The sequence below is a fragment of the Sphingopyxis alaskensis RB2256 genome (assembly GCF_000013985.1).
Lineage (GTDB): Bacteria > Pseudomonadota > Alphaproteobacteria > Sphingomonadales > Sphingomonadaceae > Sphingopyxis > Sphingopyxis alaskensis.
In genome coordinates, this window is record NC_008048.1 from 1,003,058 (window position 1) to 1,026,961 (window position 23,904).

At 66.2% G+C, this 23,904-nt stretch carries 25 protein-coding genes and 1 other RNA gene; 10 read left to right on the forward strand and 16 right to left on the reverse strand.

Annotated features, from left to right (window positions below; translation table 11 throughout):
- Positions 1 to 74: 74 nt before the first annotated feature.
- The 4 genes from rpoD to SALA_RS04955 form a co-directional block, all read right to left on the reverse strand.
- Positions 75 to 2,084 (reverse strand): RNA polymerase sigma factor RpoD, encoded by a 2,010-nt coding sequence (gene rpoD / locus SALA_RS04940; RefSeq protein ID WP_011541284.1) that lies wholly within the window; start codon positions 2,082 to 2,084, stop codon positions 75 to 77.
- Between the two features lie 35 nt (positions 2,085 to 2,119).
- Positions 2,120 to 3,997: a DNA primase gene (gene dnaG, locus SALA_RS04945; protein WP_011541285.1), complete on the reverse strand. Its 1,878-nt coding sequence runs from the start codon at positions 3,995 to 3,997 to the stop codon at positions 2,120 to 2,122.
- On the reverse strand, positions 3,994 to 4,407 hold the full coding sequence (locus SALA_RS04950) for a GIY-YIG nuclease family protein (RefSeq protein ID WP_011541286.1): 414 nt from the start codon (positions 4,405 to 4,407) through the stop codon (positions 3,994 to 3,996). Before SALA_RS04950 ends, dnaG begins: the two co-directional genes overlap by 4 nt.
- A 122-nt stretch (positions 4,408 to 4,529) precedes the next feature.
- Positions 4,530 to 4,982: a GatB/YqeY domain-containing protein gene (locus tag SALA_RS04955; RefSeq protein WP_011541287.1), complete on the reverse strand. Its 453-nt coding sequence runs from the start codon at positions 4,980 to 4,982 to the stop codon at positions 4,530 to 4,532.
- A 131-nt stretch (positions 4,983 to 5,113) separates the two neighbouring features.
- Between SALA_RS04955 and carA the strand changes: the two genes are divergently transcribed.
- From carA to SALA_RS04980, 5 genes are all read left to right on the forward strand, one after another.
- Positions 5,114 to 6,385, forward strand: a complete 1,272-nt coding sequence (carA, locus tag SALA_RS04960) for a glutamine-hydrolyzing carbamoyl-phosphate synthase small subunit (RefSeq protein ID WP_011541288.1) — start codon at positions 5,114 to 5,116, stop codon at positions 6,383 to 6,385.
- Positions 6,385 to 6,849 (forward strand): hypothetical protein, encoded by a 465-nt coding sequence (locus tag SALA_RS04965; RefSeq protein ID WP_011541289.1) that lies wholly within the window; start codon positions 6,385 to 6,387, stop codon positions 6,847 to 6,849. The genes carA and SALA_RS04965 overlap by 1 nt, the downstream gene beginning before the upstream one ends.
- Positions 6,850 to 10,170 carry a carbamoyl-phosphate synthase large subunit gene (gene carB, locus SALA_RS04970; protein ID WP_011541290.1) on the forward strand — a complete coding sequence of 1,107 codons (3,321 nt, stop codon included), beginning with the start codon at positions 6,850 to 6,852 and terminating at the stop codon, positions 10,168 to 10,170.
- Positions 10,171 to 10,266: 96 nt separating this feature from the next.
- On the forward strand, positions 10,267 to 10,743 hold the full coding sequence (greA, locus tag SALA_RS04975) for a transcription elongation factor GreA (RefSeq protein WP_011541291.1): 477 nt from the start codon (positions 10,267 to 10,269) through the stop codon (positions 10,741 to 10,743).
- A gap of 13 nt (positions 10,744 to 10,756) precedes the next feature.
- Positions 10,757 to 11,392, forward strand: coding sequence for a rhomboid family intramembrane serine protease (locus SALA_RS04980; RefSeq protein WP_011541292.1), 636 nt, complete (start codon positions 10,757 to 10,759; stop codon positions 11,390 to 11,392).
- 92 nt (positions 11,393 to 11,484) lie between these two features.
- Here SALA_RS04980 and SALA_RS04985 read toward each other — a convergent pair whose 3' ends face one another.
- Genes SALA_RS04985 through SALA_RS05000 form a run of 4 tightly spaced genes read right to left on the reverse strand, consistent with a single transcriptional unit; the run spans position 11,485 to position 14,182 of the window.
- Positions 11,485 to 12,033 (reverse strand): NUDIX hydrolase, encoded by a 549-nt coding sequence (locus SALA_RS04985; RefSeq protein ID WP_011541293.1) that lies wholly within the window; start codon positions 12,031 to 12,033, stop codon positions 11,485 to 11,487.
- A 1-nt stretch (position 12,034) separates the two neighbouring features.
- A complete protein-coding gene (locus tag SALA_RS04990) occupies positions 12,035 to 12,721 on the reverse strand; it encodes a TPM domain-containing protein (RefSeq protein ID WP_011541294.1) in 687 nt (228 codons plus the stop codon).
- An 11-nt stretch (positions 12,722 to 12,732) separates the two neighbouring features.
- Complete coding sequence (locus SALA_RS04995; RefSeq protein ID WP_011541295.1) at positions 12,733 to 13,578, reverse strand: TPM domain-containing protein; 846 nt, start codon at positions 13,576 to 13,578, stop codon at positions 12,733 to 12,735.
- Between the two features lies 1 nt (position 13,579).
- Positions 13,580 to 14,182 carry a LemA family protein gene (locus SALA_RS05000; protein ID WP_011541296.1) on the reverse strand — a complete coding sequence of 201 codons (603 nt, stop codon included), beginning with the start codon at positions 14,180 to 14,182 and terminating at the stop codon, positions 13,580 to 13,582.
- A gap of 117 nt (positions 14,183 to 14,299) precedes the next feature.
- Here SALA_RS05000 and mscL point away from each other — a divergent pair, with 117 nt between their 5' ends.
- Positions 14,300 to 14,722 (forward strand): large conductance mechanosensitive channel protein MscL, encoded by a 423-nt coding sequence (gene mscL, locus SALA_RS05005; protein WP_011541297.1) that lies wholly within the window; start codon positions 14,300 to 14,302, stop codon positions 14,720 to 14,722.
- A 38-nt stretch (positions 14,723 to 14,760) separates the two neighbouring features.
- Positions 14,761 to 15,117, forward strand: a transfer-messenger RNA (tmRNA) gene (gene ssrA / locus SALA_RS16685).
- A gap of 152 nt (positions 15,118 to 15,269) precedes the next feature.
- Here the strand turns inward: ssrA and SALA_RS05010 are convergent.
- Positions 15,270 to 15,683 (reverse strand): MerR family transcriptional regulator, encoded by a 414-nt coding sequence (locus SALA_RS05010; RefSeq protein WP_011541298.1) that lies wholly within the window; start codon positions 15,681 to 15,683, stop codon positions 15,270 to 15,272.
- A gap of 68 nt (positions 15,684 to 15,751) precedes the next feature.
- On the opposite strand from SALA_RS05010, the gene SALA_RS05015 reads away from it, so the two are divergent.
- Positions 15,752 to 16,375, forward strand: coding sequence for a cation transporter (locus SALA_RS05015; protein ID WP_011541299.1), 624 nt, complete (start codon positions 15,752 to 15,754; stop codon positions 16,373 to 16,375).
- A gap of 79 nt (positions 16,376 to 16,454) precedes the next feature.
- The gene (locus SALA_RS05020) at positions 16,455 to 16,880 is read left to right on the forward strand and encodes a VOC family protein (protein WP_041383102.1); all 426 of its coding nucleotides are present in this window, start codon (positions 16,455 to 16,457) and stop codon (positions 16,878 to 16,880) included.
- Here SALA_RS05020 and SALA_RS17615 read toward each other — a convergent pair.
- The 4 genes from SALA_RS17615 to SALA_RS05035 all read right to left on the reverse strand — a co-directional run bounded on the left by SALA_RS17615 (position 16,877) and on the right by SALA_RS05035 (position 20,266).
- Positions 16,877 to 17,134, reverse strand: coding sequence for a hypothetical protein (locus SALA_RS17615; protein ID WP_084764674.1), 258 nt, complete (start codon positions 17,132 to 17,134; stop codon positions 16,877 to 16,879). The two genes, SALA_RS05020 and SALA_RS17615, sit on opposite strands and share 4 nt — an antisense overlap.
- A 149-nt stretch (positions 17,135 to 17,283) precedes the next feature.
- Complete coding sequence (locus SALA_RS05025) at positions 17,284 to 17,838, reverse strand: fasciclin domain-containing protein (RefSeq protein ID WP_011541302.1); 555 nt, start codon at positions 17,836 to 17,838, stop codon at positions 17,284 to 17,286.
- A 95-nt stretch (positions 17,839 to 17,933) separates the two neighbouring features.
- Positions 17,934 to 19,307 carry a cryptochrome/photolyase family protein gene (locus SALA_RS05030; protein WP_011541303.1) on the reverse strand — a complete coding sequence of 458 codons (1,374 nt, stop codon included), beginning with the start codon at positions 19,305 to 19,307 and terminating at the stop codon, positions 17,934 to 17,936.
- Positions 19,304 to 20,266, reverse strand: coding sequence for an NAD(P)/FAD-dependent oxidoreductase (locus SALA_RS05035; protein WP_011541304.1), 963 nt, complete (start codon positions 20,264 to 20,266; stop codon positions 19,304 to 19,306). The genes SALA_RS05030 and SALA_RS05035 overlap by 4 nt, the downstream gene beginning before the upstream one ends.
- A gap of 186 nt (positions 20,267 to 20,452) precedes the next feature.
- Here SALA_RS05035 and SALA_RS05040 point away from each other — a divergent pair, with 186 nt between their 5' ends.
- Positions 20,453 to 21,040, forward strand: a complete 588-nt coding sequence (locus SALA_RS05040; protein ID WP_011541305.1) for a helix-turn-helix domain-containing protein — start codon at positions 20,453 to 20,455, stop codon at positions 21,038 to 21,040.
- A gap of 202 nt (positions 21,041 to 21,242) precedes the next feature.
- On the opposite strand, the gene SALA_RS05045 is transcribed toward SALA_RS05040, so the two are convergent.
- From SALA_RS05045 to SALA_RS05055, 3 genes are read right to left on the reverse strand one after another with little or no spacing between them, the layout of a single operon-like run.
- Positions 21,243 to 22,025: an ABC transporter ATP-binding protein gene (locus SALA_RS05045; protein WP_011541306.1), complete on the reverse strand. Its 783-nt coding sequence runs from the start codon at positions 22,023 to 22,025 to the stop codon at positions 21,243 to 21,245.
- Positions 22,019 to 23,020, reverse strand: a complete 1,002-nt coding sequence (locus SALA_RS05050) for a FecCD family ABC transporter permease (protein ID WP_011541307.1) — start codon at positions 23,018 to 23,020, stop codon at positions 22,019 to 22,021. The genes SALA_RS05045 and SALA_RS05050 overlap by 7 nt, the downstream gene beginning before the upstream one ends.
- The gene (locus tag SALA_RS05055) at positions 23,017 to 23,874 is read right to left on the reverse strand and encodes an ABC transporter substrate-binding protein (protein WP_011541308.1); all 858 of its coding nucleotides are present in this window, start codon (positions 23,872 to 23,874) and stop codon (positions 23,017 to 23,019) included. The genes SALA_RS05050 and SALA_RS05055 overlap by 4 nt, the downstream gene beginning before the upstream one ends.
- Positions 23,875 to 23,904: the final 30 nt, after the last annotated feature.

The following is a 23,904-nucleotide window of genomic DNA, read 5'->3' on the forward strand; positions in this document are numbered from 1 at the left end:
GTGAAAAAAGGCGGCCGGTTAGACCGACCGCTGTCATAATTCGATGAATGTCGTCAGCGGGTTAGGCGCCGCGCCTACTGGTCAAGGAACGACCGCATCTTGCGCGACCGCGACGGGTGCTTGAGCTTGCGGAGGGCTTTTGCCTCGATCTGGCGGATGCGTTCGCGGGTCACGCTGAACTGCTGACCCACTTCTTCGAGCGTATGGTCGGTGTTCATGCCGATGCCGAAGCGCATACGCAGCACGCGTTCCTCGCGCGGGGTGAGCGATGCAAGGACGCGGGTGACGGTTTCCTTGAGGTTCGACTGCACCGCGGCATCGACCGGTATCACCGCATTCTTGTCCTCGATGAAATCGCCGAGGTGGCTGTCTTCCTCGTCGCCGATCGGCGTTTCGAGGCTGATCGGCTCCTTGGCGATCTTCATCACCTTGCGGACCTTTTCGAGCGGCATCGACAGCCGCTCGGCCATTTCCTCCGGGGTCGGCTCGCGGCCGCTTTCGTGGAGGAACTGGCGGCTGCAGCGCACCAGCTTGTTGATCGTCTCGATCATATGGACGGGGATACGGATCGTACGCGCCTGATCGGCGATCGAGCGGGTGATCGCCTGGCGGATCCACCAGGTCGCATAGGTGCTGAACTTGTAGCCGCGGCGATATTCGAACTTGTCGACCGCCTTCATCAGGCCGATGTTCCCTTCCTGAATGAGGTCGAGGAACTGCAGCCCGCGGTTCGTGTACTTCTTGGCGATCGAAATGACGAGGCGCAGGTTGGCCTCGACCATTTCCTTCTTGGCGATGCGCGCCTCGCGCTCGCCCTTCTGCACCATGTTCACGACGCGGCGGAACTCGGTCAGGCTCATGCCCGCGGCCTGCGCGATCTCGCTGATCTCGACGCGGATGCGATCGACCGCGGCGGCCTCATTCTCGGCGAACGCCGCCCATTTCTTGTCGATGCCGGCGACTTCCTCAAGCCAGTTTTCTTCGAGCTCGCGGCCGACATAATGGTCGAGGAACGACTTGCGCGGGACCTTGTGACGCTCGGCAAGGCGCAGCATCTGGCCGCCGAGCGCGGTCAGGCGGCGGTTGTAGCTGTAGAGCTGGTCGACCAGATATTCGATCTTGGTGCCATGGAACTGCACGCTCTCGACCTGTGCGGTGAGTTCCTCGCGCAGCTTGTGATATTTCTTTTCCGACGCCGCCGGAAACTCCTCGCCACTCGACAGCGCTTCGAGCCGGGCTTCCTGAAGCTTCTGGAACGCCTTGAAGCTTTTGGTAATGTTCGCGAACTTCTCAAGCGCGTCGGGCTTGAGCAATTCCTCCATCGCGGCGAGGCTCAGCGTATTGTCCTCGTCATCGTCGTCGAAGCTTTCACGCTTGCCCGATGTGCCTTCGCCATCCTCGTCGTCGCCGTCGGCGGCAGGCTCTTCCTCGACCTCATCCTCGTCCTTGAACGAGACGCCGGCGGTCTTTTCGCTGATCTCGCCGTCCTCGGCGCCTTCCTCGTCGAGATTTTCAGGCGCCGGATCTTTCGACAGCATCGCTTCGAGGTCGACGATCTCGCGCAGCTGCATGTCGCCATTGTTGAGCGCGTTCGACCATTCGATGATCGCGTTGAAGGTCAGCGGGCTTTCGCAAAGCCCGAGGATCATCGTGTCGCGGCCCGCCTCGATGCGCTTCGCGATCGCGATTTCACCCTCGCGGGACAGCAATTCGACCGCACCCATTTCGCGCAGATACATGCGCACGGGATCGTCGGTGCGATCGACCGTTTCCTTCTTCTTTTCGATCGCGGGGTTCGAAACCGACCCGGTGCCTGCCGAAACATCGACCTCGTCGTCGACCTCCTGCTCGGCCTCTTCCTGCACATCCTCGTCGCTTTCGACGATGTTGATGCCCATGTCGGAGATGGCCGACATGATATCCTCGATCTGCTCGGACGACATTTCGTCCTGCGGCAGCGCCGCATTGAGCTCGTCATAGGTCAGGTAACCGCGCTTCTTGCCGCGCGCGATCAGTTTTTTGACGTCGGCCTCGTTCAGGTCGATCAGCGGGGCGTCGGTATCGGCTTCGTTCTTCGTGGCCATTCTTGTTCCTTGCCTGCGGGGGCATTTACGGGTCGTTACTGGCTGCGGCTGTCGGACAGCGCGGCCAGGCGGCGGGTCAGATCCTCGTCCATCGCGCGCAGCTTTTGCTGCCGCGCATGGCCTTCGTCGTCCATCGTGCGCATATAATCCGCGGTCGCCTCGGCCAGCCGGGCACGGATTTCGGGCTGCGTCACGAGCACGCCGATATATTCGTCAAGGTCGCGCAGCGCGATCTCGCGCGCCTTATCAACCTCTTCGCCTTCGAGCCGTCGATTGAACGAGAAGTGCATTCCATCGGCTCTGAGCAATGTCATCGCCCTATTATACACTTTCATGGGTTCCAATATGGCAAGCAACCCCTCGCAATCAAGCCCTTCGCGGGCATTTGCGATGTCAAGCATCAGCCCGAGCAGTTCGGCGTCGCCAGAATCGGGGATGGCGAGGCGGCACAGCGCCTCTTCGTTGCGCCGGATCGCTTGCGGATAGCGGAGCAGGCCGCCGAGCAACGCCGCGGCGAGCGGGCCCGCGATGCCCGTCTGGCCGAGCGCGCGTGTCTCCTCGCCCGGCGGCTGGAGCCGCGGGTCGGGCGCGAAGCGCCGACCGCCGCGCCCCGGCTGCGGCGCCCATGGCACGCGCGGGCCGCGCCCGGCGGGCGCCCTTGCGAACAGCGCGTCGAGTTTTTCGCGGAACGCCTCGCGATAATGGTGGCGCACATCGGCATCCTCGATCACGTCTGCGTGCGCCAACAGCCGCGTCTTGAGCGCCGCCCGCTCCTCGGGCGTCGCGAGCGGCCCCGCGGCGACCTCATGCGCCCACAGGCGCTCGACGAGCGGCTGCGCATCCTCCAGGATCGCCGCGAAGCCCTCGGCGCCCTTGGCGCGCACCAGGTCGTCGGGGTCCTGCCCAGCCGGCAGCGTCGCAAAGGCGAGGCTGAAGCCGGGGCGGAGCAGCGGCAGCGCGCGCATCGCGGCGCGCATTGCCGCTTTCTGCCCCGCGCTGTCGCCGTCGAAACAGAGGATGGGCACGGGCACCATGCGCCACAGCATCGCGAGCTGGTTCTCGGTGAGCGCGGTGCCGAGCGGCGCGACCGCGTCGGTGATCCCCGCTTCCGCCAGCGCGATGACGTCCATATAGCCTTCGACGACGACGATGCGGTTCGTCCGCCGCGATGCGGGGCTTGCCTTGTCGAGATTGTAGAGCGTGCGCCCCTTGTCGAAGAGCGGCGTGTCGGGCGAGTTCAGATATTTGGGCTCGCCGTCGCCAAGGATGCGTCCGCCAAAGGCGATGACGCGCCCGCGCGCATCACGGATCGGGATCATCAGCCGCCCACGGAAACGGTCGTAGGGCTCCTTGTCATCGACGGCGATCAGCATCCCCGCCTCGACGAGCATCGCGGTCGGGAACGTCTTGAGCGCCTCCTTCAGCGCACTGCGGCTGTCGGGCGCAAGGCCGAAGCCGAAGGCCTTGCGCGTCGCTTCCGAAATACCCCGCTTGGCGAGATATTCGCGCGCCGGGGCGCCGTTGCTGCTGCCAAGCTGCTGCGCGAACCATTCGGCCGCGGCCTGCATCACGTCGCGCAGACTTGCCTGTTCTTCGGCCTTTTTCGCGGCACGCGGGTCGGGGGCGGGAACCTCCATCCCCGCTTCGGCGGCAAGCTCCTTCACCGCATCCATGAAGCTGAGGCCGCGCTGGTCGGTCATCCAGCGGATCGCATCGCCATGCGCGCCGCAGCCGAAGCAGTGATAGAAGCCCTTTTCATCGTTGATCGTGAAGCTGGGCGTCTTTTCGTTATGGAAGGGGCAGCAGGCCTTATACTCGCGGCCCGCGCGCGTGATCTTCACAGTGCGCCCGATGAGGGTCGACAGCGTGATCCGCGAGCGCAGTTCGTCAAGCCATTGCGGGGTGAGGGTCATGGGTTGCCTCCGCCACTGGGCAAGCCTCTATTCCCGCTCGTGTCGAGCGAAGTCGAGACACCAATCGGGCTGGGCGCTATTTCGACGGGCATCTCGACTTCGCTCGATGCGAACGGAGAGGTGGGGCGCTCCTTGGGTGGTTTGGCGAAATGGCTCACGGCTTCCCAATCCCCACGGATCAACGCTTCCTTCTTCGCCCGCGACCATTTTTTGATCCGCGCTTCGGCATCCAGTGCTTCATAGCGCGTGGCGAAGTCTTGCGACCACATAAGGCGGACGGGCAAGCGCGACGAGGTGAAGCCTTCGATCAATCCGCTTTGATGCTGGGCGATCCTGAACTCAAGATTGTCGGTATGCCCGGTGTAATAGAGCCCATCGGCACAGAGGAGGATATAGGTCCAGAACGCCATCCCGCCTATCTACCCGTTCGCATCGAGCGAAGTCGAGATGCCCCTCGACCTCGTTCCATGCCGATGGGTGTCCCGACTTCGCTCGATGCGAACAGAAAAAGAGGATGGCGCTTGGCTGGCGGTCAGCCCAAAGCCGCCTTCACCCACCCGCTCGCCTTGCTCATGTCGAGCTGGCTGCCCAGCCGGTCCTTCACCGCGGCCATCACCTTGCCCATATCCTTCAGGCTCTCGGCGCCCAGCTCCACGACAATCGCCTTGATCGCGGCCATCGCTTCATCATCGCTCAGCTGTGCGGGCAGGAAAGCCTCGATCACCGCGACCTCGGCCGCTTCGATCTCGGCGAGATCCTGCCGTCCGCCCTGTTCATACATGGCGATCGATTCGCGGCGCTGCTTGACCATTTTCTGCAGGACGTCGGTGACGAGCGCATCGTCGTCGTCCGGCGCGGTGCCGGTTCTGAGTTCGATGTCCTTGTCCTTGATCTTCGCCAGCATCAGCCGGATCGTGCCCAGGCGCGCCTTGTCGCCGCTCTTCATCGCGGCAACCTGCGCAGCCTTGATGTCATCGCGAATCATGCGTGTCCCCATGGCTCTCAAATTTCGGAAAGGCCCTCTCTAGCGGGAAGATTCCAAATCCGATAGCTTGTGAATCACTTTTTTGGCGCCTAATTGGTCGGCCGTTTAGCCCCCCGTCCGGAGCATGTTAAATGGCACCAGCCAACCCATCAGTCGCGCCCAAAAGCCAGCCGTCCGGCGCCACCGGCGTCCTCGTCCTTGCCGACGGCACCATCCTGTGGGGCGTCGGTTATGGCGCGAGCGGGGCCGCGGCAGGCGAGATTTGTTTCAACACGTCGATGACCGGCTATCAGGAAATCCTGACCGACCCCAGCTACGCCGGGCAGATCATCACCTTCACCTTTCCGCACATCGGCAATGTCGGCGCGAACCCGGAGGATATGGAGCGCAGCGTCCACGGTGCGCTCGGCGCGATCACGCGCGAGCTGCCGACGGCGCCCAGCAATTTTCGAAGCGTGCAGACCCTGCCCGAATGGATGACGGAGCAGGGGGTGATCGGGCTGGCGGGCATCGACACGCGCGCGCTGACGCGGCGCATCCGCGATGCAGGCGCGCCGAACGGGGTGATCGCGCACAGCCCGGACGCCAAGTTTGACATTGACGCGCTGCTGGCGATGGCGCGGGGTTGGCCGGGGCTGGAGGGGCTGGACCTCGCGAAGACCGTCAGCCGGACCGATACGGGTGAGTGGACCGGCGGTATTTGGGCTCTCGGTAAGGGTTATCAAACCCCGTTCGCATCGAGCGAAGTCGAGATGCCCATCGACGGCGCACGACCTCATGGTGTCTCGACTTCGCTCGACACGAACGGGAATGGGGCGACGGCTCAAGCCCGCCCCCATGTCGTCGCGATCGACTATGGCGCAAAGGACAATATCTTCCGGAGCCTCGTGAAGGCCGGCGCGCGCGTCACCGTGGTGCCCGCGACCGCGAGCCTCGACGAGGTGCTGGCGCTGGAGCCCGCGGGGGTGTTCCTGTCGAACGGCCCCGGCGATCCGGCGGCGACGGGCGACTATGCGGTGCCGGTGATCCAGGGGCTGCTCGAACGCAATGTCCCGATCTTCGGTATCTGCCTCGGCCACCAGCTGCTCGCGCTCGCCGCGGGCGCCCGGACGGTGAAGATGCACCAGGGTCACCGCGGCGCGAACCATCCGGTCCAGCGCGTCGGCGGCGATTTCGCCGACGGCGTGGTCGAGATCACCAGCATGAACCACGGCTTCGCGGTCGACGCCTCGACCTTGCCCGCGGGCGTGGTCGAAACGCACAAGAGCCTGTTCGACGGATCGAACTGCGGCATCGCGATCACGGGCAAAAATGCGTTCAGCGTACAATATCACCCCGAGGCGAGCCCGGGGCCGCAGGACAGTTTCTATCTGTTCGAGAAGTTTGTGGGCGGGCTTCGTTAATGAGTTCAATTGGCTCACCTTCCTCCTTGCCCGCTGGGGAGGGTTCGGCTGAGGAGCCGGATGCCTTGCCTCCCCGCAATTCAATCGTGACCCAAGCTGGTGATTTCATCGTCACTGGAGACGGCAAGTATATTGTTACGGAAAGCGGGGATGAGGGTGATGCTACAGATCGTCCGATTTCAGTCGATAGCGTAGACTGGACGGGCTTGGCCTCGAAGGCCAGCCAAGCTCATATCGTCGAAATTCGGCGGAACGTAATCGCTCTACAGCAAGCGATTATGCAGTCCGATGCAAGTATTGATGCAAAAACAGATGCTTGCAAGCGGGTTGAGGCCGTAATCCTCTTGCTTGAAGCACCAAATGTTCCTTGGCGCCAAATTGTTGAGTTGCTCAATCATTCTTCGGTCACAGCCTTTTTGACTGCGCTTAACATCATCCAATTTATTATAGGTCTGGCCTCGTAAATGCCCAAAAGAACCGACATCCAATCCATCCTCGTCATCGGCGCCGGCCCGATCGTTATCGGTCAGGCGTGCGAGTTCGACTATTCGGGGACGCAGGCGATCAAGGCGCTGAAGGAGGAGGGCTATCGCATCGTCCTCGTCAACTCCAACCCCGCGACGATCATGACCGATCCCGACCTTGCCGACGCCACCTATGTCGAGCCGATCACGCCCGAGATCGTCGCGAAGATCATCGCCAAGGAGCGCCCCGATGCGGTGCTGCCGACGATGGGCGGGCAGACCGCGCTCAACACCGCGCTGGCGCTGTTCAACGACGGGACGCTGGCGAAATATGGCGTCGAGATGATCGGCGCCAAGGCGGAAGCGATCGACAAGGCCGAGGACCGGCAGAAGTTCCGCGAGGCGATGGACAGGATCGGGCTGGAAAGCGCGCGCAGCGGCATTGCGCACACGCTGGAGGAGGCCTTTGCGGTGCTCGAACGCACCGGGCTGCCGTCGATCATCCGCCCGTCGTTCACGCTCGGCGGCACCGGCGGCGGCATCGCCTATAACCGCGAGGAGTTCGAGCAGATCGTCCGCGGCGGCCTGATCGCCTCGCCGACCACCGAAGTCCTGATCGAGGAATCGCTCCTCGGCTGGAAAGAATATGAGATGGAGGTGGTGCGCGACGCCAAGGACAATTGCATCATCATCTGTTCGATCGAAAATGTCGATCCGATGGGCGTGCATACGGGCGACAGCATCACCGTCGCCCCCGCGCTGACGCTGACCGACAAGGAATATCAGATCATGCGGAGCGCGAGCATCGCGGTGCTGCGCGAGATCGGGGTCGAGACCGGCGGGTCGAACGTCCAGTTCGCGGTGAACCCGAAGGACGGCCGCCTGATCGTGATCGAGATGAACCCGCGCGTGTCGCGCTCGTCGGCGCTCGCGTCGAAGGCGACGGGTTTCCCGATTGCGAAGGTCGCGGCGAAGCTGGCGGTCGGCTACACCCTCGACGAGATCATGAACGACATCACCGGCGTGACCCCGGCATCGTTCGAGCCGACGATCGACTATGTCGTCACCAAGATCCCGCGCTTTGCTTTTGAAAAGTTCAAGGGCGCCGAAGCGACGCTGTCGACCGCGATGAAGTCGGTCGGCGAAGTGATGGCGATCGGGCGGACGATCCACGAGTCGCTGCAAAAGGCGCTGCGCGGCCTGGAAACGGGGCTTTCGGGCTTCAATTTCGTCGACCGGCTGAAGGGCGCGAGCCACGAGCAATTGCGCAACGAACTGGCGCAGCGCACCCCCGACCGGTTGCTCAACGCGGCGCAGGCGATCCGCGAAGGGCTGCCGCTTGAAGAGATCAACCGCGTCGCCGGTTACGACATGTGGTTCCTTGAGCGCATCGCCGAAATCGTCGAGGCCGAAAAGCAGGTGTGCGTCAACGGCCTGCCGCGCGATGCCGAAGGGCTGCGGAAGCTCAAGGCGATGGGTTTTTCCGACAAGCGCCTTGCCTATCTGGCGCTCCAGTCGGCGAACCTCCACCCCGGCACGCGCCGCGCGACCGCGCGCGGCAGCGGGCTGATCCACGAGGCGGTGAAGGCGATGACCGGCGGCGTGACCGAGGGCGAAGTGCGCGCGCTGCGCCACAAGCTCGGCGTGCGGCCGGTGTTCAAGACGATCGACACCTGCGCCGCGGAGTTTCAGGCAAAAACGCCCTATCTCTATTCGACCTATGAAGCGCCGACCTTTGGCGAGCCCGAGTGCGAGGCGAACCCGTCGGATCGCCGGAAGATCGTCATCCTGGGCGGCGGTCCGAACCGCATCGGGCAGGGGATCGAGTTCGATTATTGCTGCTGCCACGCCTGCTTCGCGTTGGAAGAGGCGGGGTATGAGACGATCATGATCAACTGCAACCCGGAGACGGTGAGCACCGATTATGACACGTCGGACCGCCTCTATTTCGAGCCGCTGACCGCCGAAGATGTGCTCGAAATCCTGCACGTCGAAATGTCGAAGGGCGAGCTGGTCGGCGTGATCGTCCAGTTCGGCGGGCAGACGCCATTGAAGCTCGCGCAGGCGCTGAGCGATGCGGGCATCCCGATCCTCGGCACCTCGCCCGATGCGATCGACCTCGCCGAAGATCGCGAGCGTTTCGCCGCGCTTGTCAACAAGCTCGGCCTGAAACAGCCCGAAAATGGCATCGCGCGCAGCCGCGAGGAAGCGATCGCGGTCGCGGCGCGCATCGGCTATCCGGTGCTCACGCGCCCCAGCTATGTCCTCGGCGGCCGCGCGATGGAGATCGTCGACGATCAGGCGCAGCTCGAAAATTACATCGAGACCGCGGTGCAGGTGTCGGGCACATCGCCGGTGCTGATCGACCGTTATCTGCGCGACGCGATCGAGGTCGATGTCGATGCGCTCTGCGACGGCACCGACGTGGTGGTTGCGGGCGTGCTCCAGCATATCGAGGAAGCCGGGGTCCATTCGGGCGACAGCGCCTGTTCGATCCCGCCCTACAGCCTGCCCGCCGACATCATCGCGGAGATCGAGCGGCAGACCGATGCACTGGCGCGCGCGCTGGGCGTGCGCGGGCTGATGAACGTCCAATATGCGGTGAAGGACGGCGAGGTCTATCTGATCGAGGTCAACCCGCGCGCCAGCCGCACGGTGCCCTTCGTCGCGAAAGCAGTGGGGTCGCCGATCGCCAAGATCGCGGCGCGCGTGATGGCGGGCGAAAAGCTGGCCGACCTGCCGAAGATCAACCGCGACATCAAACATGTCGCGGTGAAGGAAGCGGTGTTCCCCTTCGCGCGCTTCCCCGGCACCGACCCGGTGCTGTCGCCCGAGATGAAGTCCACCGGCGAAGTCATGGGAATCGATCGCGATTTCAACCTGGCCTTTGCCAAGGCACAGCTTGGCGCGGGCGACCGGCTGCCGACCGATGGCCGCCTGTTCGTATCGGTGAAGGACAGCGACAAGCCGCGAATCGTCGGCGCGGTAAAACAGCTTTGCGCGTGGGGGTGGAAGGTGATCGCGACCGGCGGCACCGCCGACTATCTGGCGGGGCAGGGGATCGAGGTCGAGCGTGTGAACAAGGTTGCCGAAGGCCGCCCGCACATCGTCGACCGGATCAAGGACGGCGACGTGCAGCTGATCTTCAACACCACCGAAGGCTGGCAATCGCTGCAGGATTCGCAGTCGATCCGCGCTTCGGCGCTTGCGGCCGACATCGCCTATTATACCACCGCGGCGGCCAGCGACGCGGCGACACAGGCGATCGGGGCGCTGCGCGCGCACTCCCTTGAAGTGAAGCCGCTTCAGGACTATTATTGACGCACCGCTCCACCTCCCCACATCGACGGAAACGGCGGCTCAGCCGCCCGGCGCGCAACCGCCGGGGCGGGATTATTGACGAAGGACAACAGGATAATGGCAAGCGTTGAAAAGGTGCCGATGCTGGCAGAAGGCTATGAGAAGCTGACCGCGCAACTTGCGGCGCTGAAAGCCGAGCGACCGCTGATCGTCGATGCGATCGAGGAAGCGCGCGCGCATGGCGACCTTTCGGAAAATGCCGAATATCACGCCGCCAAGGAACGGCAGGGCCAGGTCGAAGCGACGATCGGCGACCTTGAGGACAAATTGTCGCGCGCGCAGGTCATCGACCCGACGACGCTGTCGGGCGACCGCATCGTCTTCGGCGCGACGGTCACGCTGACCGACGAGGACGACAAGCCGGTCAAATATCAGATTGTCGGGCAGGCCGAAGCCGACGCCAAGGCGGGCAAGATCAGCTATAATTCGCCGCTCGGCCGTGCGCTGATCGGCCGTCGCGTCGACGACGAGATCGAAGTGACCGTGCCGTCGGGCGACAAATATTATCTGGTGACCAAGATCGAATTCATCTGATGGGTTGCCGGCGATGAAGCCGCAGGACGCGCCGCTGGTCACGGGCTATGCGCTCGCCTGCGTCATCCTGTTCGTCCTGCTCTGGATCACGGGCTTTCAGATCGAAGCGATCGTGCGCGCGGGCTTTATTCCCGCGCGCTTCGGCCAGGAATTGATCCTGCCGCCGGGAACGCTGGTGCCCTTTGTGCTGACGCCGCTGACGTCGGCCTTTCTGCACGGCGGGGTGCTCCACATCGCCTTCAACATGGTCGTGCTGCTGTTCATCGGCCGCCAATTGGAAGCGCCGCTGGGCACGAAGGCGATGGCGGTGCTGCTGCTCGCGGGAGCCTATGGCGGCGCGCTCGCCCAATATCTCGCCGATCCCGCCTCCGCCGTGCCGATGATCGGCGCGAGCGGCGCAATCTCGGCGCTCATCGCGGTGTTCGCGCTGATTTTCAGCCGCACACAGGCGCCCGCGATCGGGCCGATCCCCAGCCATTGGGTGCGCGCGATCTGGCTCGCCGCAGCGTGGATCGGCGTTCAGGTCCTGCTGGGCTTCGCGGGCGGCGCGGGGTTCGGCGCAATCGCCATCTGGGCGCATGTCGGAGGGTTCCTGGCGGGCCTGCTGCTGGCGCGGCCGCTGCTGCGCTGGCGCTTCGGGGCGCGCTGACCTTACGTCCCGTTCGCATCGAGCGAAGTCGAGATGCCCCTCGACTCTGCTCCACGCCGATGGGTGTCTCGACTTCGCTCGACACGAAGGATTTAGGTGTCGGCCAGCAGCCCACCCGCCAGCAGCATCGCCACGCGCACGTCGATGCCGCAGCCTTCGGCGCGCTTCGCCGCAACGAAATCCTCGATCCCGTTCAGCGGGACGCGGTGGACGACGATGTCCTCGCCACCGACGCCGCCGCCTGCGCCAACCTTGGTCAACCCGGTCGCAACGAGCAGGGTGAAACTTTCGCTGACCATGCCCGGCGAGCTGTAGAATTCGCCGACGGTGCGCCAGGTCGCGGCGCGATAACCCGTTTCCTCCTCCAGCTCGCGCGCCGCGGCGACCTCGGCGGCTTCGCCCGCGCTGTCGTCGCCGACCAGCCCCGCGGGCAGTTCGAGGCATTGGCGTTTCAAGGGCACGCGATATTGCTCGACAAGGATGGCGTGGCGACCGCGCGCATCCTCGTCGATCGCCAGGATCACCGCAGCGTGGATGCCGCGCGAGCGCGCGACATATTCCCAGTTTCCCTGCTGCTTGACCGTGACGAAGCGGCCTTCCCAGCGCGTCTCGATGGGCGAGTCGGGAGCAGGGCGGGTCATGTCAAATCTCGATCAGCCGGTCGCACAGCTCGTTGGGATTGCCGTCGCTCTTCGGGAAATGCGTCGCAAGCACCGCCCCGACCTGTCGCACCGCTTCCGCCATGCCTTCGCCGGGCTGGCCCGCGCGGATGCGTTCGATCAGCGCGGCCATCGCGTCGCCCCAGATGGCGGGCGCGACCTTCGACGCGATCGCTTCGTCGGCGACGATGTCGGCGCGATGTTCGGCAAGGCTGACGTAGAGGACGACGCCGGTGCGGCCGGCCGTCTTCGCCTCGGTGCCGACCTTGAACAGGTCGATCGCGCGCGCGCGGGCCCGCGCGGCCTTGATCGACCGCGGTGTCAGCGCGAGCCGCAGCGGACGCCAGAGCAGGATCAGCCAGATGCCGATCCATTTGACGACGCCAAAGGCGATGATCGTCCCCAGCCACTCGTTCGTGGTCGGCTCGTGCCCCCAGCCGCCGCGCAGGGCATCGTAAAGCCCGCGATAGAAATCGGGAAACAGCGCGACGAGCGACATGGCGAGGAAGGCGCCGACGCTCGCCCAGACGAGCGCGACATCGTCATAATCGCTCGACCGCGCGGCGATGATCGTGACGATCTCGCCGTCGGTGTGGCGCTCGGCCGCCGCGACCGCGTCGGTGACGATGCGATGGTCCTCGGCGCTCACATGGTTGACCTTGCGTGGCATGTCCCGTGCTCCTACCAGCCGCCCGACGCGCCGCCGCCGCCGAAGCTGCCGCCGCCGCCCGAAAAGCCGCCGAAGCCGCCACCGCCGAAACCGCCGCCACCGCCCCACGACGATCCGCCGCCACCGCCCCAGCCGCCCCAATCGTCATCGTCACCCCAGATGATGATCGGCGCCGCGCCCCACGGGCTGTCGCGGCGTCGGCGACGTTTCCTGCCGCGCCCGCGGCTCGCGAACCAGGGGATGATGAAGAAGATGAGGATGATGAAACCGAGGAAGAAAAGCCCGCCGAAACTGCCGTCGTCGGCGCGGTCGCGCTCCTGCGCCGCCGCCGCCTTGGCGCGCGCGGCGGCCTCCTCCGGCGGCAGTTCGATCTGCTCGGCGATCGCGTTCACCCCGGCCCGGATGCCGCCGGGATAGTCGCCGTCCCTGAAGCGCGGGGTGATGATATCGCGGATGATCCGCCCCGACAGCGCATCGGTGAGAACAGGTTCGAGCCCCAGCCCCACCGCAATGTGCATTCGCCGCTCGTTCGGCGCGATCAGGAACACGACGCCATCGTCGCGTTCGGCATCGCCGATCCCCCATTCGCGGCCGAGGCGATAGCCATAATCGGCGACATCGCGGCCCTCAAGGTCGCTGACCGTCGCGACGACAAGCTGGTGTCCGGTGCGTTTTTCGAGGTCGAGCAGCTGCGTGTTGAGCGCCGCTTCCTCGGCGGCGGGGATGATGTCCGCCTGGTCGACGACGGGATTGCCCGCGAGCTTGGGGAAGCTCTGCGCGGCTACCGGAGCGGCAAGCAGCAGCAGCCCCGAAAGGATCGCCGCCGCCAGCGAACGGATCAGGGCGGGGGCGCCCACCTTACTGCCCGAAATCGACCTTCGGCGCCTGATTGGCGTTCGGCGTCACCGCGCGATAGGGCGTCATCGGCTGTGCGCCATGGACGATTTTGGCGCCGATGATGTCGGGGAAGGTGCGGATCGTCGTATTATAGTCCTGCACCGCGGCGTTATAGTCCTGCACCGCCACGTTGATGCGGTTTTCGGTGCCCTCGAGCTGGGTCATCAGGTCGGCGAAGCGCGCCTGGCTCTTGAGGTCGGGATAGGCTTCGACGGTGACGAGCAGGCGGCCGAGCGCGCTCGACACATTGCCCTGCGCCTGCTGGAACGCCTGCACCTTGGCGGGATCGTCGAGGTCGTCGGTGCTGAGCTTGACCTGCGTCGCCGACGCGCGCGCCTGGATCACGCCTTCGAGCGTCGATTGTTCGATGTTCGCCGCCCCCTTGGCGGTTTCGACGAGGTTGGGGATCAGGTCGGCGCGCCGCTGATAGGCGGCCTCGACATTCGCCCATTTGGCCTTGGCGGCCTCTTCCTTGGTCGGCACGCTGTTGATGCCGCATGCGGACAGGCTCATCGCGGCGACAGGCAGGATCAACCAGCGGGCGTTGCGATAGGTCATGGTCATCAGGCTCCCTCCGGCGGCGTTTTGCCGCAACAATACACATAATAGGAAGCCGCTTGCCTTTGTGCAATCGCCACGGCACCCTTTGCGGACAGGACCGGATTTTCAGGGAGCGTCAATATGTTGGGCGAGTTCAGGCAGTTCATCGCCAGGGGCAATGTCATGGACCTGGCGGTCGGCGTCATCATCGGCGGCGCCTTTGCGACCATCACCGGTTCGCTGACCGAAGATGTCATCATGCCGCTGGTCGGCGCGCTCTTTGGCGGGGTCGATTTTTCGAACCGGTTCATCCTGCTCGGCAGCGTGCCCGACGGGATGTCGGCGACCGACTATGCCGCGCTCAAGGAGGCCGGGGTCGCGATGATCGGTTACGGCGCCTTCGTCACGGCGGTCATCAATTTCCTGATCCTGGCCTTCATCATCTTCCTGCTCGTGCGCTGGGTGAACAAGGTCGTCCGCAAGCCGGAGGCGGACGCCTCGCCCGCGGGGCCGAGCGAGGTCGATCTGCTCACCGAAATCCGCGACGAATTGCGAAGAAAATAAGGGAGTTGAGCCCCTTGCGGGACGAATGACCCGTCTGCGCCCTTTCCAAGCGCCGGCGGGTTTCCTATATGGGGGGTGTCGGCTTCGGCCGACTATGAGGATAAATGGTGTCGTGGAATAGACACAGCGGACCCGGGGGCAGTACCCGGCGGCTCCACCACAAACCCGCGTTTCTTCGAAGGACGCGCGGGTTTCTGACGGGGCCGAACCAGGATCGACGTGTGTTCAAAGACGATGCTTTCTTCCGGGCTGAGTAACCCGTTAAAGGCTCAAAACCAATAAGTGCTAACGATAACGAAGCACTCGCTCTTGCTGCCTGACCGATAAGCCTCACGGCCTAAGGTTAGACAAATAGAACGCGGTTCGGACCGAACCGGGCAACAGAATCGGAAACCAGCGGCTGGGGACGAGCCGGGCAACAGAATCGTCCCACCTTTTCTGTCCGGCTGACGCCGGATGCGGCACCGGCCCGCTCCCCCACCCGACCTCCCATAGGCTACTATCGTCAGGGAGGTCGGATGGGGGGCGCGCCGGTGCCGTTTATCCCTCAGATGTGCGCGCTTTCGCAGTGGCGATGGTCGCCCAGCGCCTCGATCACGCGGCAGTCGGCGGCGACGCCGCCGCGGCAGCGCCCGACGATGCGCTTGAGTTCGTCGCGCAGCAGGGTGAGCTGCGCAATCTTCGCTTCCACTTGGTTCAGATGCCGCGTCGCGATGCGGTCGGCCTCGCCGCAATCGCGCGCGGGATCGTCGGACAGGTCGAGCAGCGAGCGGATCTCCTCGATGGTAAAGCCCAGTTCGCGCGAATGGCGCACGAAGCGGAGCCGCGCGCGGTGCGCGTCGCCATAGCTGCGGTAATTGCCCGCGGTGCGCGCGGGCGCGGGAAGCAGGCCGATGCGCTCATAATAGCGGATGGTTTCGATGTTGGTGCCGGTGGCACGCGACAGCTCGCCGATTTTCATCGCTTGACCCTGTAGTTGATGCAGGGTGCATATGGGGTGCCGATTCGAAAGACCAAGGAGCTTTGACGATGGCCGATCGATGCTGTGCCGGCAAAAGCGGGCCGGCGGCACTGAACGATGCGCGCTGGCGGCGCGTGCTCTGGATCGCGCTGATCGTCAATACGGCGATGTTCGGAGTGGAAATCGCCGCGGGGGTCGCAGCGGATTCGCGCGCGCTTCAGGCCGACGCGCTCGATTTTCTTGGCGATGCCGCCAATTATGCGATCAGCCTTGGCGTGGCCGGCATGGCGCTCGCCTGGCGCGCGCGCGCCGCGCTGGTGAAGGCGGCAACGATGCTGATCTTCGGCCTGTGGGTCTTCGGCTCCGCGCTCTGGGGCTTCGTGACCGGGACGACGCCCCATGCCGAGATGATGGGGATCGTCGGCGCGCTGGCGCTCGCGGCGAATGTCGCGGTCGCGCTGATGCTCTATCGTTATCGTGCGGGCGATGCGAACATGCGGTCGGTGTGGATATGCTCGCGCAACGACGCGATCGGCAATCTGGCCGTCATCGGCGCGGCGCTCGGCGTGTTCGGCACCGGGAAAAGCTGGCCCGACCTCGCCGTCGCGGCGATCATGGCCGCGCTCGCGATCTGGGGCAGCATCGAGGTGTTCCGACAGGCGCAGAACGACCTTGCCGCCGCGGCGACGTGATGCGGAGCGCGCCTTGCCCCACGCGACCGCTGGCCATTGGGGTAGCGGCGAACCGCACAATCATTACAGGAGCGCCGCGATGACCGGACTTCCGCCCTTTCACATCGCTTTTCCCGTGCATGACCTCGACGCTGCGCGCGCTTTCTATGGTGGCATACTCGGCTGCCCCGAAGGACGCAGCGACGCCGACTGGATCGACTTCGACCTTTATGGCCACCAGATCGTCGCGCACCGTGTCGACACAAGGCCCGACGCCATAGCGGGCCACAATCCGGTCGATGGCCATGCGGTTCCCGTCCCGCACTTCGGCGTGGTGCTGCCGCCTGCGGAATGGCGCGCGCTTGCCGACCGACTGCGGAACGCCGGGGTGGCCTTTGTGATCGAACCCCATACGCGCTTCGCCGGCGAAGCAGGCGAACAATCGACGATGTTTTTCCACGATCCGTCGGGCAATGCGCTCGAGTTCAAGGCCTTTGCCGATCTCGGTCAATTGTTCGCGACCTAGAGCGCGATGACATGATATTGATCCACCGTGACGGAGGCGATTTTGGCCGAGTGCGAGGCGCGAGGAGCGGTGCGATGCGGGACATCGCGCCCGACGAGCAACGTGGCAATCGGCCAGAATCGACCCGCCCCGGAGGGGTTGCCCCCTGAAGCCCGCCGGACAGCGGCGCGTCTCTGGACCGGGCAACCAGCCCGTCCTGCGAGACGCTTCTTGCCGACGAACTTCAGGGGGCAATCACGGTGGGTCAATATCAGGTCATCGCGTTCTAGGGTCAGGGCTCTGGGCCGCGACCATCCGCGCCGATACCGCCTTTACCGCCTGGGGCGAGGTCGTCGACGGGACCTGCCCCGGGCGATTGCGCTTGCGCTCCGCCGCGGCCAAGCGACCGCGGCGGAACGGTCGGTCAGGCGGGGAGCAGCACCGCGTCGATCACATGGATCACGCCGTTCGACTGGATGACGTCGGCGGGAGCGATCTTGGCCTTGCCGCCGTTGGCGTCGCTGACATACCAGGCGCCGTCCTTTTCCCAGACGGTGATCGTTCCGCCCTGAACGGTGGTCAGCACTGCCTTGCCGCCGTTCGCCTTGGCCTGCGCGGCGATGTCGGCGGCGGTCAGTCTGCCGGGCACGACATGATAGGTGAGCACGCCGGTCAGCGCCGCCTTGCTTTCGGGCTTCAGCAGCGTATCGACCGTTCCGGCGGGCAGCTTGGCGAAGGCGTCGTTGGTCGGCGCGAACACGGTGAACGGGCCGGGCGAGGCGAGCGTGTCGACCAGTCCGGCGGCCTTCACCGCGGCGACCAGCGTGGTGTGATCCTTTGAATTGGCGGCATTTTCGACGATATTCCTGGTTTCATACATCGCCGCGCCGCCGACCATCGGGTTCCTGGCGAGCGCGGCACCGCCGCCGGCGATCATGGCGGTCGCGGCGACTGCGAGCGCGATACGGGAAATAGCCATTTTACATCCTTCCAAATGTCGCACCCCGGGGGATGGGGCAGGATGAAAGCTAGGGTATGCGCGCGGATGCGACGACCTGTCCTTTGGGCGGTATGTCAGCCGCGCGCGGCTTCCCACGCGGCAAGGGCCCGCGCGCGCGCCGCTTCATGGCCGATCAGCGGTTCGGGATAGCCCGGCGCGCCGCTGTCGCGGCCATGGCTCGCCGCAATCTCGGCGTCGGACAGATGCGCGAGTTCGGGAACATGGGCGCGGACATAATCGGCCATCGCGAAGCGCTCGCATTGCAGCAGTGGCGACATGATCCGCGAAAAGACCGGGGCATCGACCCCGGTGCCCGCGACATATTGCCAGTTCATCGCGTTGGACCCCAGATCGGCGTCGAGCAACGTGTCCCAGAACCAGCGCTCGCCGCGCCGCCAGTCGATGAGCAGATGCTTGACGAGGAAGGAGGCGGTGACCATCCGCACGCGATTGTGCATCCATCCCGTCTGCCACAGCTCGCGCATTCCGGCATCGACGACGGGATAGCCGGTGCGGCCGCGCGTCCATGCGGCAAAGTCGCGGTCGGCGTCGGCGCCGGTCCGCCAGGCGAAACGGTCGAACAGCTCGCGGCCGTTGCGGTCGGCATAATCGGGCATCTGGTCGACCAGATTGATCCCATGCTCGCGCCAGCCCAGTTCCGAGCGATAGCTTTCCGCCCCGGCATCGTCGCGTTCGCCGATCGCATGCCAGAGCGCGCGCGGCGAGATTTCGCCGAAATGGAGGTGCGGCGACAGGCGCGAGGTCGCGGGCTGTGCGGGATAATCGCGCCGCGCCTTATAATCGCCGATCGCGTCGAGCCAGTCGCGCGCCGCGCGCCACGCACCCTTTTCGCCGGGGCACCACGCGCCGAACCCCGCCGCCCAATTGGGCCGCGTCGGCAGCAAGTCCCAGTCGGCCAGATCGTCCGAGCGCGGCCAGCTCGCGGGTGCGGGAACGGCGTCGGGCGCCGCCTGAGGGAGTGTGGGCGGCATATGGTCGAGCAGGCGGCGATACCAGGGGGTGAAGACGCGATAGCGCGCGCCCTGGCCATTGACGATGCTGTCCGGCGCGGCGAGGTAGTTGCCGTCGTGCAGGACCAGCGCGATGTCCGTCGGCAGGCGCTCCTCGCTATGCTTCCACCATGGTTCGTAGGCATGGGTGGCGTGAATCCGGCGGCTGCCCGTTTCGCGCGCGATGCGGGCGAGTTCCGTGTGCGCCGCGCCGCGCCGCAGGATCAGTTTGCTGCCGCGTTTTTTCAGGCTCGCGCCCAGCGCGGTCAGGCTGTGGTGCAGCCACCAGCGCTGCGCCGCGCCGATCTTCCAGGTCCCCGGCGTTTCATCGTCGAGGATGAAAACCGGAATCACGGCGCCACCGGCAATCGCCGCGAGCAGGGCGGGATGGTCGTGGACGCGCAGATCCTGCCGCAGCCAGAGCAGCGACGCCGTCACCCGCCGACCCCCGCCAGCGCGCGCGCGGTCGCGATCGCCGCGCCCAGATCGTGACCGCTGCGCCACGCATGTTCGACAAAGCCGTGCGACAGCCAGTCGCCGCACGCGCCGAGGCCGAGTGCGTCGTTCCACAAATGGCCAAGCTCGCTACCCGACGGCTGGCCGAGCATCCAGCGCTGGGCCGCGGCGAAACAGGGTTCCGGCACCGGCTGGCCGATGAGCGCCCCCAGCTCCGACCGCAACAGGTCGCAGACGACCGCCGGATCGTCGGCGAGATGCGCCTCGCTCCAGTTCCAGTCGGCCTGCACCACCCAATGTTCGGTGGCCGTGCGCTGCGGCCGGGCGTTGCCGCGCACCGCGCAAACGATCGGCGCGGAGCCGCGGAGGAAGGCCGACGGCGCGCCCAGCGGCTGATGAAAGGCAAACATCGCGCTCCAGATGGCGCGCGAATGCGCGGCCATTGCGGCGCGCGCCATGCCGAAATCATGCAGCGACAGCAGCGGCGCCGCCTGTTCCCCCGGAATCGCGACCACCGCAATGTCGAACGGCCCGCTGCGCTCCTTTTCGCGGTGCAGGAACCATTGGCCGTCGATACGCGACAAGGCGGTGATCGCGGCGCCCAACCGGACATCGTGCCCGCCCGCCATATGCTTGAGCGGCGCGTTCATCGTCGGCACGCCGATCCACGCATCCTGCCCGGCGTCGGGCCAGGGGGCGGCACATCCCGCCGCCTCCCAGCGATCGACGCGCGCGCGAAAGTCCGCCGAGCGCACGGTGAAATGCGTCGCGCCATGGTCGAAGGCGATCTCGCCGCGCGGCGTCGCCGCGCGCCGCGCCGCCATGCGCCCGCCAATGCCGCGCGCCTTGTCGAACAGCGTCACCCTGGTTCCGGCGGCGCGCAGCGCATCGGCGCACGCCAGCCCGGCTATTCCGGCTCCGACAATCGCGGCGCGCATCATCGGGCGCTCCGGTCGGACTGGCGGGCGGTGAAGCGCGAGACAGAATGGAGGGTGCGCGGGGAACAGTCGGGCGCGCGCAACGTCTTGATCGGAAGCATCGGATTTTCTTGCCCGGTGCAGGTGCCTTGCCACAAGATGCACCATCGGGCAGGTCGGTCAGAACGGCAGGAGTGAGGTCAAGGCAGGATGACGTTAAAGGCGATGATCGCGACCAGCCCGATCGCGGCGGTAATCAGCAATCCCCATCTTCCCGACAATCCCATCGTCGAATGCAACGATGCCTTTGCCGCGCTGACCGGATACCGGCCCGACGAAATCATCGGCCGCAACTGCCGCTTTCTGACCGGCCCCGATACCGAGCCCGAACTCAGTGCCGAACTGCGCCGCGCGATCCGCGACCGCCGCGCGGCGCTGGTCGAGATACTGAACTACAAGAAGGACGGCACGCGCTTCCGCAACGCGGTGCTGGTTGCGCCGCTGTTCGGACCCGACGGCGAGCTTGAGTATTTTCTGGGCTCGCAGATGGAGGTCGAGCGCGGCGATGCGCGCGCCGACGATCGGCGCGATGCGGCACGCGCGCGCATCGCCGCGCTGTCGCCGCGTCAGCGCGAGGTGCTGCTGCTGATGGCCGAAGGGCTGCTCAACAAGCAGATCGCGTGGAGGCTGGGCCTCTCTGAACGCACGATCAAGATGCACCGTTCGGCGCTGCTCCGCTCGCTCGGGGTCGAAACGACCGCCGATGCGATCCGGCTCGCGGTCGAGGCGGGATACTGAAACCCCCGCCCGCCAAAGTCGATTACGCGGCAGGTAGTTGAGCGACCGCATTCGCCTTGCGTAAACAGGTGGCGGATGTCCGGCCGGTACCCTCTCCCTCGTCTCCCCGGTCTGTCTGGGTCGCACGGCCCGGCCGGGCATTCGAGCGCCCGTAGGTGCCGGACACGCCCGCGCCCGCCGGGGGTGCCCGGCCGGATGGGGCTCAGGCCAGGGGCCGCACACGACCGAGCGCGGTGATGGTGGGCCACGGACCGCCGTTTTCAATGCGCGCGTCGATGCCATAGACCGCGCGCAGCCGCTCCGCTGTCAACACATGGCCGGCTGGCCCGTCGGCCAGGATCCGTCCCGTGTCGATCAACAGGAGCCGGTCGCAATAGCGCGCCGCCATAGCGAGGTCGTGCAGCACCGCGATCACCGTCCCGCCCGCCGCGGCTTCGGCGCGCAGCAGGTCCATCACGTCGATCTGATGTCCGGGGTCGAGGCTGGCGAGCGGCTCGTCGGCGATCAGCGCCGCCGCCTCGACCGCCAGCGCGCGCGCGAACATGGCCCGTGCGCGCTCGCCGCCCGACAATTCGGTAGCGACCCGGTCGCGCAGATGCAGCACGTCGGCGCGCGCCATCGCGCGCTCGATCGCCGCAAGGTCGGCCGCTCCAATCCGCGACATGGGGGCGAGGTGCGGCAGGCGGCCGAGCCCGACGAGCCGCTCGACGGTGAGCGGCCAGTGGAGGAGTTGCCCCTGCGGGACATAGGCGATGCGCCGCGCGCGTTCGGCGCGCGACATGGCGGCGGCTTCGACGCCATCGACCTGCACCGAACCGCTTGCCGGGACGAGGCCCAGCAAGGCGCGCACGAGCGTCGACTTGCCCGCGCCATTCGGTCCGACGATGGCGGTCAGTGTGCCGGGCGCAAAGGCGGTGCTGACGTCATGCAGCACGGCGCGGCGGCCGAGCGTGACGCTGACCCGATCGAGCGCCAGCGTCACCACAGCCGCCGCTCGCGCATCAGGTGGACGAGGAAGACGGGCACGCCCAGAAAGGCGGTGACGACGCCGAGTTTCAGCTCGTTCGTCGCCGGGATGACGCGCACACCGATGTCGGCAAGCGTCAGCAGCGCCGCGCCGCCGATCGCCGAGGGGAGCAGGATCGCCGACGGGCTGCGGTCGGTGAGCGGACGGACGAGGTGCGGGACGATCAGCCCGATAAAGCCGATTGCGCCCGACACGGCGACCGCGCCGCCGACGCCGATCGCGGTGCCGAGCAGCAGCCGCGCCCGCGTGCGCCTCAGGTCGGTGCCCAGCGCCTGCGCCGCATCCTCGCCCAGCGACAGCGCATCGAGCGCGCGGCCGTTCCACAGCAGCATCGCCATGCCGGTCGCGATGCACGGCAGCGCGATCCACAGATGATCGAAGGAACGATTTTCGAGGCTGCCGAGCAGCCAGGTCATGATTTCCATCGCCGCGAAGGGATTGGGCGACAGGTTGAGCGCGAGGCTGGTCCCCGCAACCGCGAGCGCGCCGACCGCGATGCCTGCGAGGATCAGGGTCAGCGGGCTTTCGGCCTGGCCCGCGAGCATGACGAGCAGCGCCAGCGAGACGAGCGCGCCGCCCGTGGCGAGCAAGGGCAGCATCGCCGGATGCAATTCCGCCAGCCCGAAATAGAGCGCGACGACGCCGCCGAGCGCCGCGGCGTTCGACGTGCCGAGCACCGAGGGTTCGGCGAGCGGGTTACGCAAATAGCCTTGCAACGCCGCGCCCGCGAGCCCCAGCATCGCGCCGATGGCGAGCGCGAGCAAGGTGCGCGGCAGGCGCAGCTCGAACAGGATGATCGCGGCGATCCGGTCGTCGCCGCCCGTCGCCGCGGCGAAGAGGCGGCCCGGCGACAGCGCGACCGGGCCGAAGAGCAGCGAGGCCAGGGCCGCGGCGAGGGTGAGCGCGAGAAGCCCGGTCATCAGCGACCAGCGTGGCGGGGCGACGCGGCTCATGCGCCGCCGCCGTCGTGCCGGACGATCTGCGCGGCGATGCTCTGCGCGGCGCGCGCATAGGCGGGGCCGCCGCACACCGTCCACGCCTGCGGGACCGAAATGCGCGGAATATGGTCGAGCGCCGGATGATGCAGCATTTCGCTGCCCTGATCGGTCACGGCATCGGTCGCGCTTTCGACGATCAGGAAATCGGGATCGGCGGCGACCATCTCCTCCAGGCTGACCTGCGCGAGCGGGGGCCTGCCGAGCCTGGCCGCCAGATTGACGAGGCCCGCGCGCGTCATCAGATCATCGACCAGCGTGCCGGTGCCGGTCATATAGCCGCGGCGCTGGTAATAGGCCGCGACACGCCCGCGGCCGGGACGCGGCAGCGCGGCGAGATCGCCCTGCATGTCGGCGATCAGCGCGTCGCCGCGTTCGGGATGACCGACCGCGGCGGCGGTCTGGCGGATCGCGCGATAGATGTCGTCGAGATGGTTGGCGGGCACCACGTCGAGCAGGGGATAGCGCGCATCGGGCAGCGCCGCGAGGGCAGCGCTGCCGCGCGCGGGCATTCCGACCACCAGGTCGGGGTTCGCCGCGAGCAGCTGTTCGGCCGAACCGTGGTGCTGCGGCAGCCCGCGCGCAAGCGTGGGCACCGCCGACAGGCCGGGATCGCGCGCATTGTGCGTCAGCCCGACGATCTGGCGGCGGTCGGCAAGCGCGAGCAGCAGCTGGTCGGTGCAGAGATTCAGCGACAGGATGCGCTGCGGCACGTCGCCTTGATGCGGGGGGCCGCGATCGGCGGGCGCCGCCGCCAGCACCCCCGCGGCGCCGATCAGCGCCGCGCCGATCAGCGCGGGCCTGATCGCCATCACCTCGCTATCCCGCTCATACCCATCTCC

What these genes read in the sequence shown, in the direction of transcription:
- SALA_RS04980 (WP_011541292.1), top strand. Translation starts at nt 10,757, where the DNA reads ATGAAGCCGCAGGACGCGCCGCTGGTCACGGGCTATGCGCTCGCCTGC.
- SALA_RS05000 (WP_011541296.1), bottom strand. Translation starts at nt 14,182, where the DNA reads ATGACCATGACCTATCGCAACGCCCGCTGGTTGATCCTGCCTGTCGCC.
- SALA_RS05015 (WP_011541299.1), top strand. Translation starts at nt 15,752, where the DNA reads ATGGCCGATCGATGCTGTGCCGGCAAAAGCGGGCCGGCGGCACTGAAC.
- dnaG (WP_011541285.1), bottom strand. Translation starts at nt 3,997, where the DNA reads ATGACCCTCACCCCGCAATGGCTTGACGAACTGCGCTCGCGGATCACG.
- SALA_RS04965 (WP_011541289.1), top strand. Translation starts at nt 6,385, where the DNA reads ATGAGTTCAATTGGCTCACCTTCCTCCTTGCCCGCTGGGGAGGGTTCG.
- SALA_RS05020 (WP_041383102.1), top strand. Translation starts at nt 16,455, where the DNA reads ATGACCGGACTTCCGCCCTTTCACATCGCTTTTCCCGTGCATGACCTC.
- carA (WP_011541288.1), top strand. Translation starts at nt 5,114, where the DNA reads ATGGCACCAGCCAACCCATCAGTCGCGCCCAAAAGCCAGCCGTCCGGC.
- SALA_RS05040 (WP_011541305.1), top strand. Translation starts at nt 20,453, where the DNA reads ATGACGTTAAAGGCGATGATCGCGACCAGCCCGATCGCGGCGGTAATC.
- SALA_RS05010 (WP_011541298.1), bottom strand. Translation starts at nt 15,683, where the DNA reads ATGAAAATCGGCGAGCTGTCGCGTGCCACCGGCACCAACATCGAAACC.
- SALA_RS04950 (WP_011541286.1), bottom strand. Translation starts at nt 4,407, where the DNA reads ATGGCGTTCTGGACCTATATCCTCCTCTGTGCCGATGGGCTCTATTAC.
- mscL (WP_011541297.1), top strand. Translation starts at nt 14,300, where the DNA reads ATGTTGGGCGAGTTCAGGCAGTTCATCGCCAGGGGCAATGTCATGGAC.
- SALA_RS05050 (WP_011541307.1), bottom strand. Translation starts at nt 23,020, where the DNA reads ATGAGCCGCGTCGCCCCGCCACGCTGGTCGCTGATGACCGGGCTTCTC.
- SALA_RS05055 (WP_011541308.1), bottom strand. Translation starts at nt 23,874, where the DNA reads ATGGCGATCAGGCCCGCGCTGATCGGCGCGGCGCTGATCGGCGCCGCG.
- SALA_RS05025 (WP_011541302.1), bottom strand. Translation starts at nt 17,838, where the DNA reads ATGGCTATTTCCCGTATCGCGCTCGCAGTCGCCGCGACCGCCATGATC.
- SALA_RS04955 (WP_011541287.1), bottom strand. Translation starts at nt 4,982, where the DNA reads ATGATTCGCGATGACATCAAGGCTGCGCAGGTTGCCGCGATGAAGAGC.
- rpoD (WP_011541284.1), bottom strand. Translation starts at nt 2,084, where the DNA reads ATGGCCACGAAGAACGAAGCCGATACCGACGCCCCGCTGATCGACCTG.
- carB (WP_011541290.1), top strand. Translation starts at nt 6,850, where the DNA reads ATGCCCAAAAGAACCGACATCCAATCCATCCTCGTCATCGGCGCCGGC.
- SALA_RS04990 (WP_011541294.1), bottom strand. Translation starts at nt 12,721, where the DNA reads ATGCCACGCAAGGTCAACCATGTGAGCGCCGAGGACCATCGCATCGTC.
- greA (WP_011541291.1), top strand. Translation starts at nt 10,267, where the DNA reads ATGGCAAGCGTTGAAAAGGTGCCGATGCTGGCAGAAGGCTATGAGAAG.
- SALA_RS04985 (WP_011541293.1), bottom strand. Translation starts at nt 12,033, where the DNA reads ATGACCCGCCCTGCTCCCGACTCGCCCATCGAGACGCGCTGGGAAGGC.
- SALA_RS05035 (WP_011541304.1), bottom strand. Translation starts at nt 20,266, where the DNA reads ATGATGCGCGCCGCGATTGTCGGAGCCGGAATAGCCGGGCTGGCGTGC.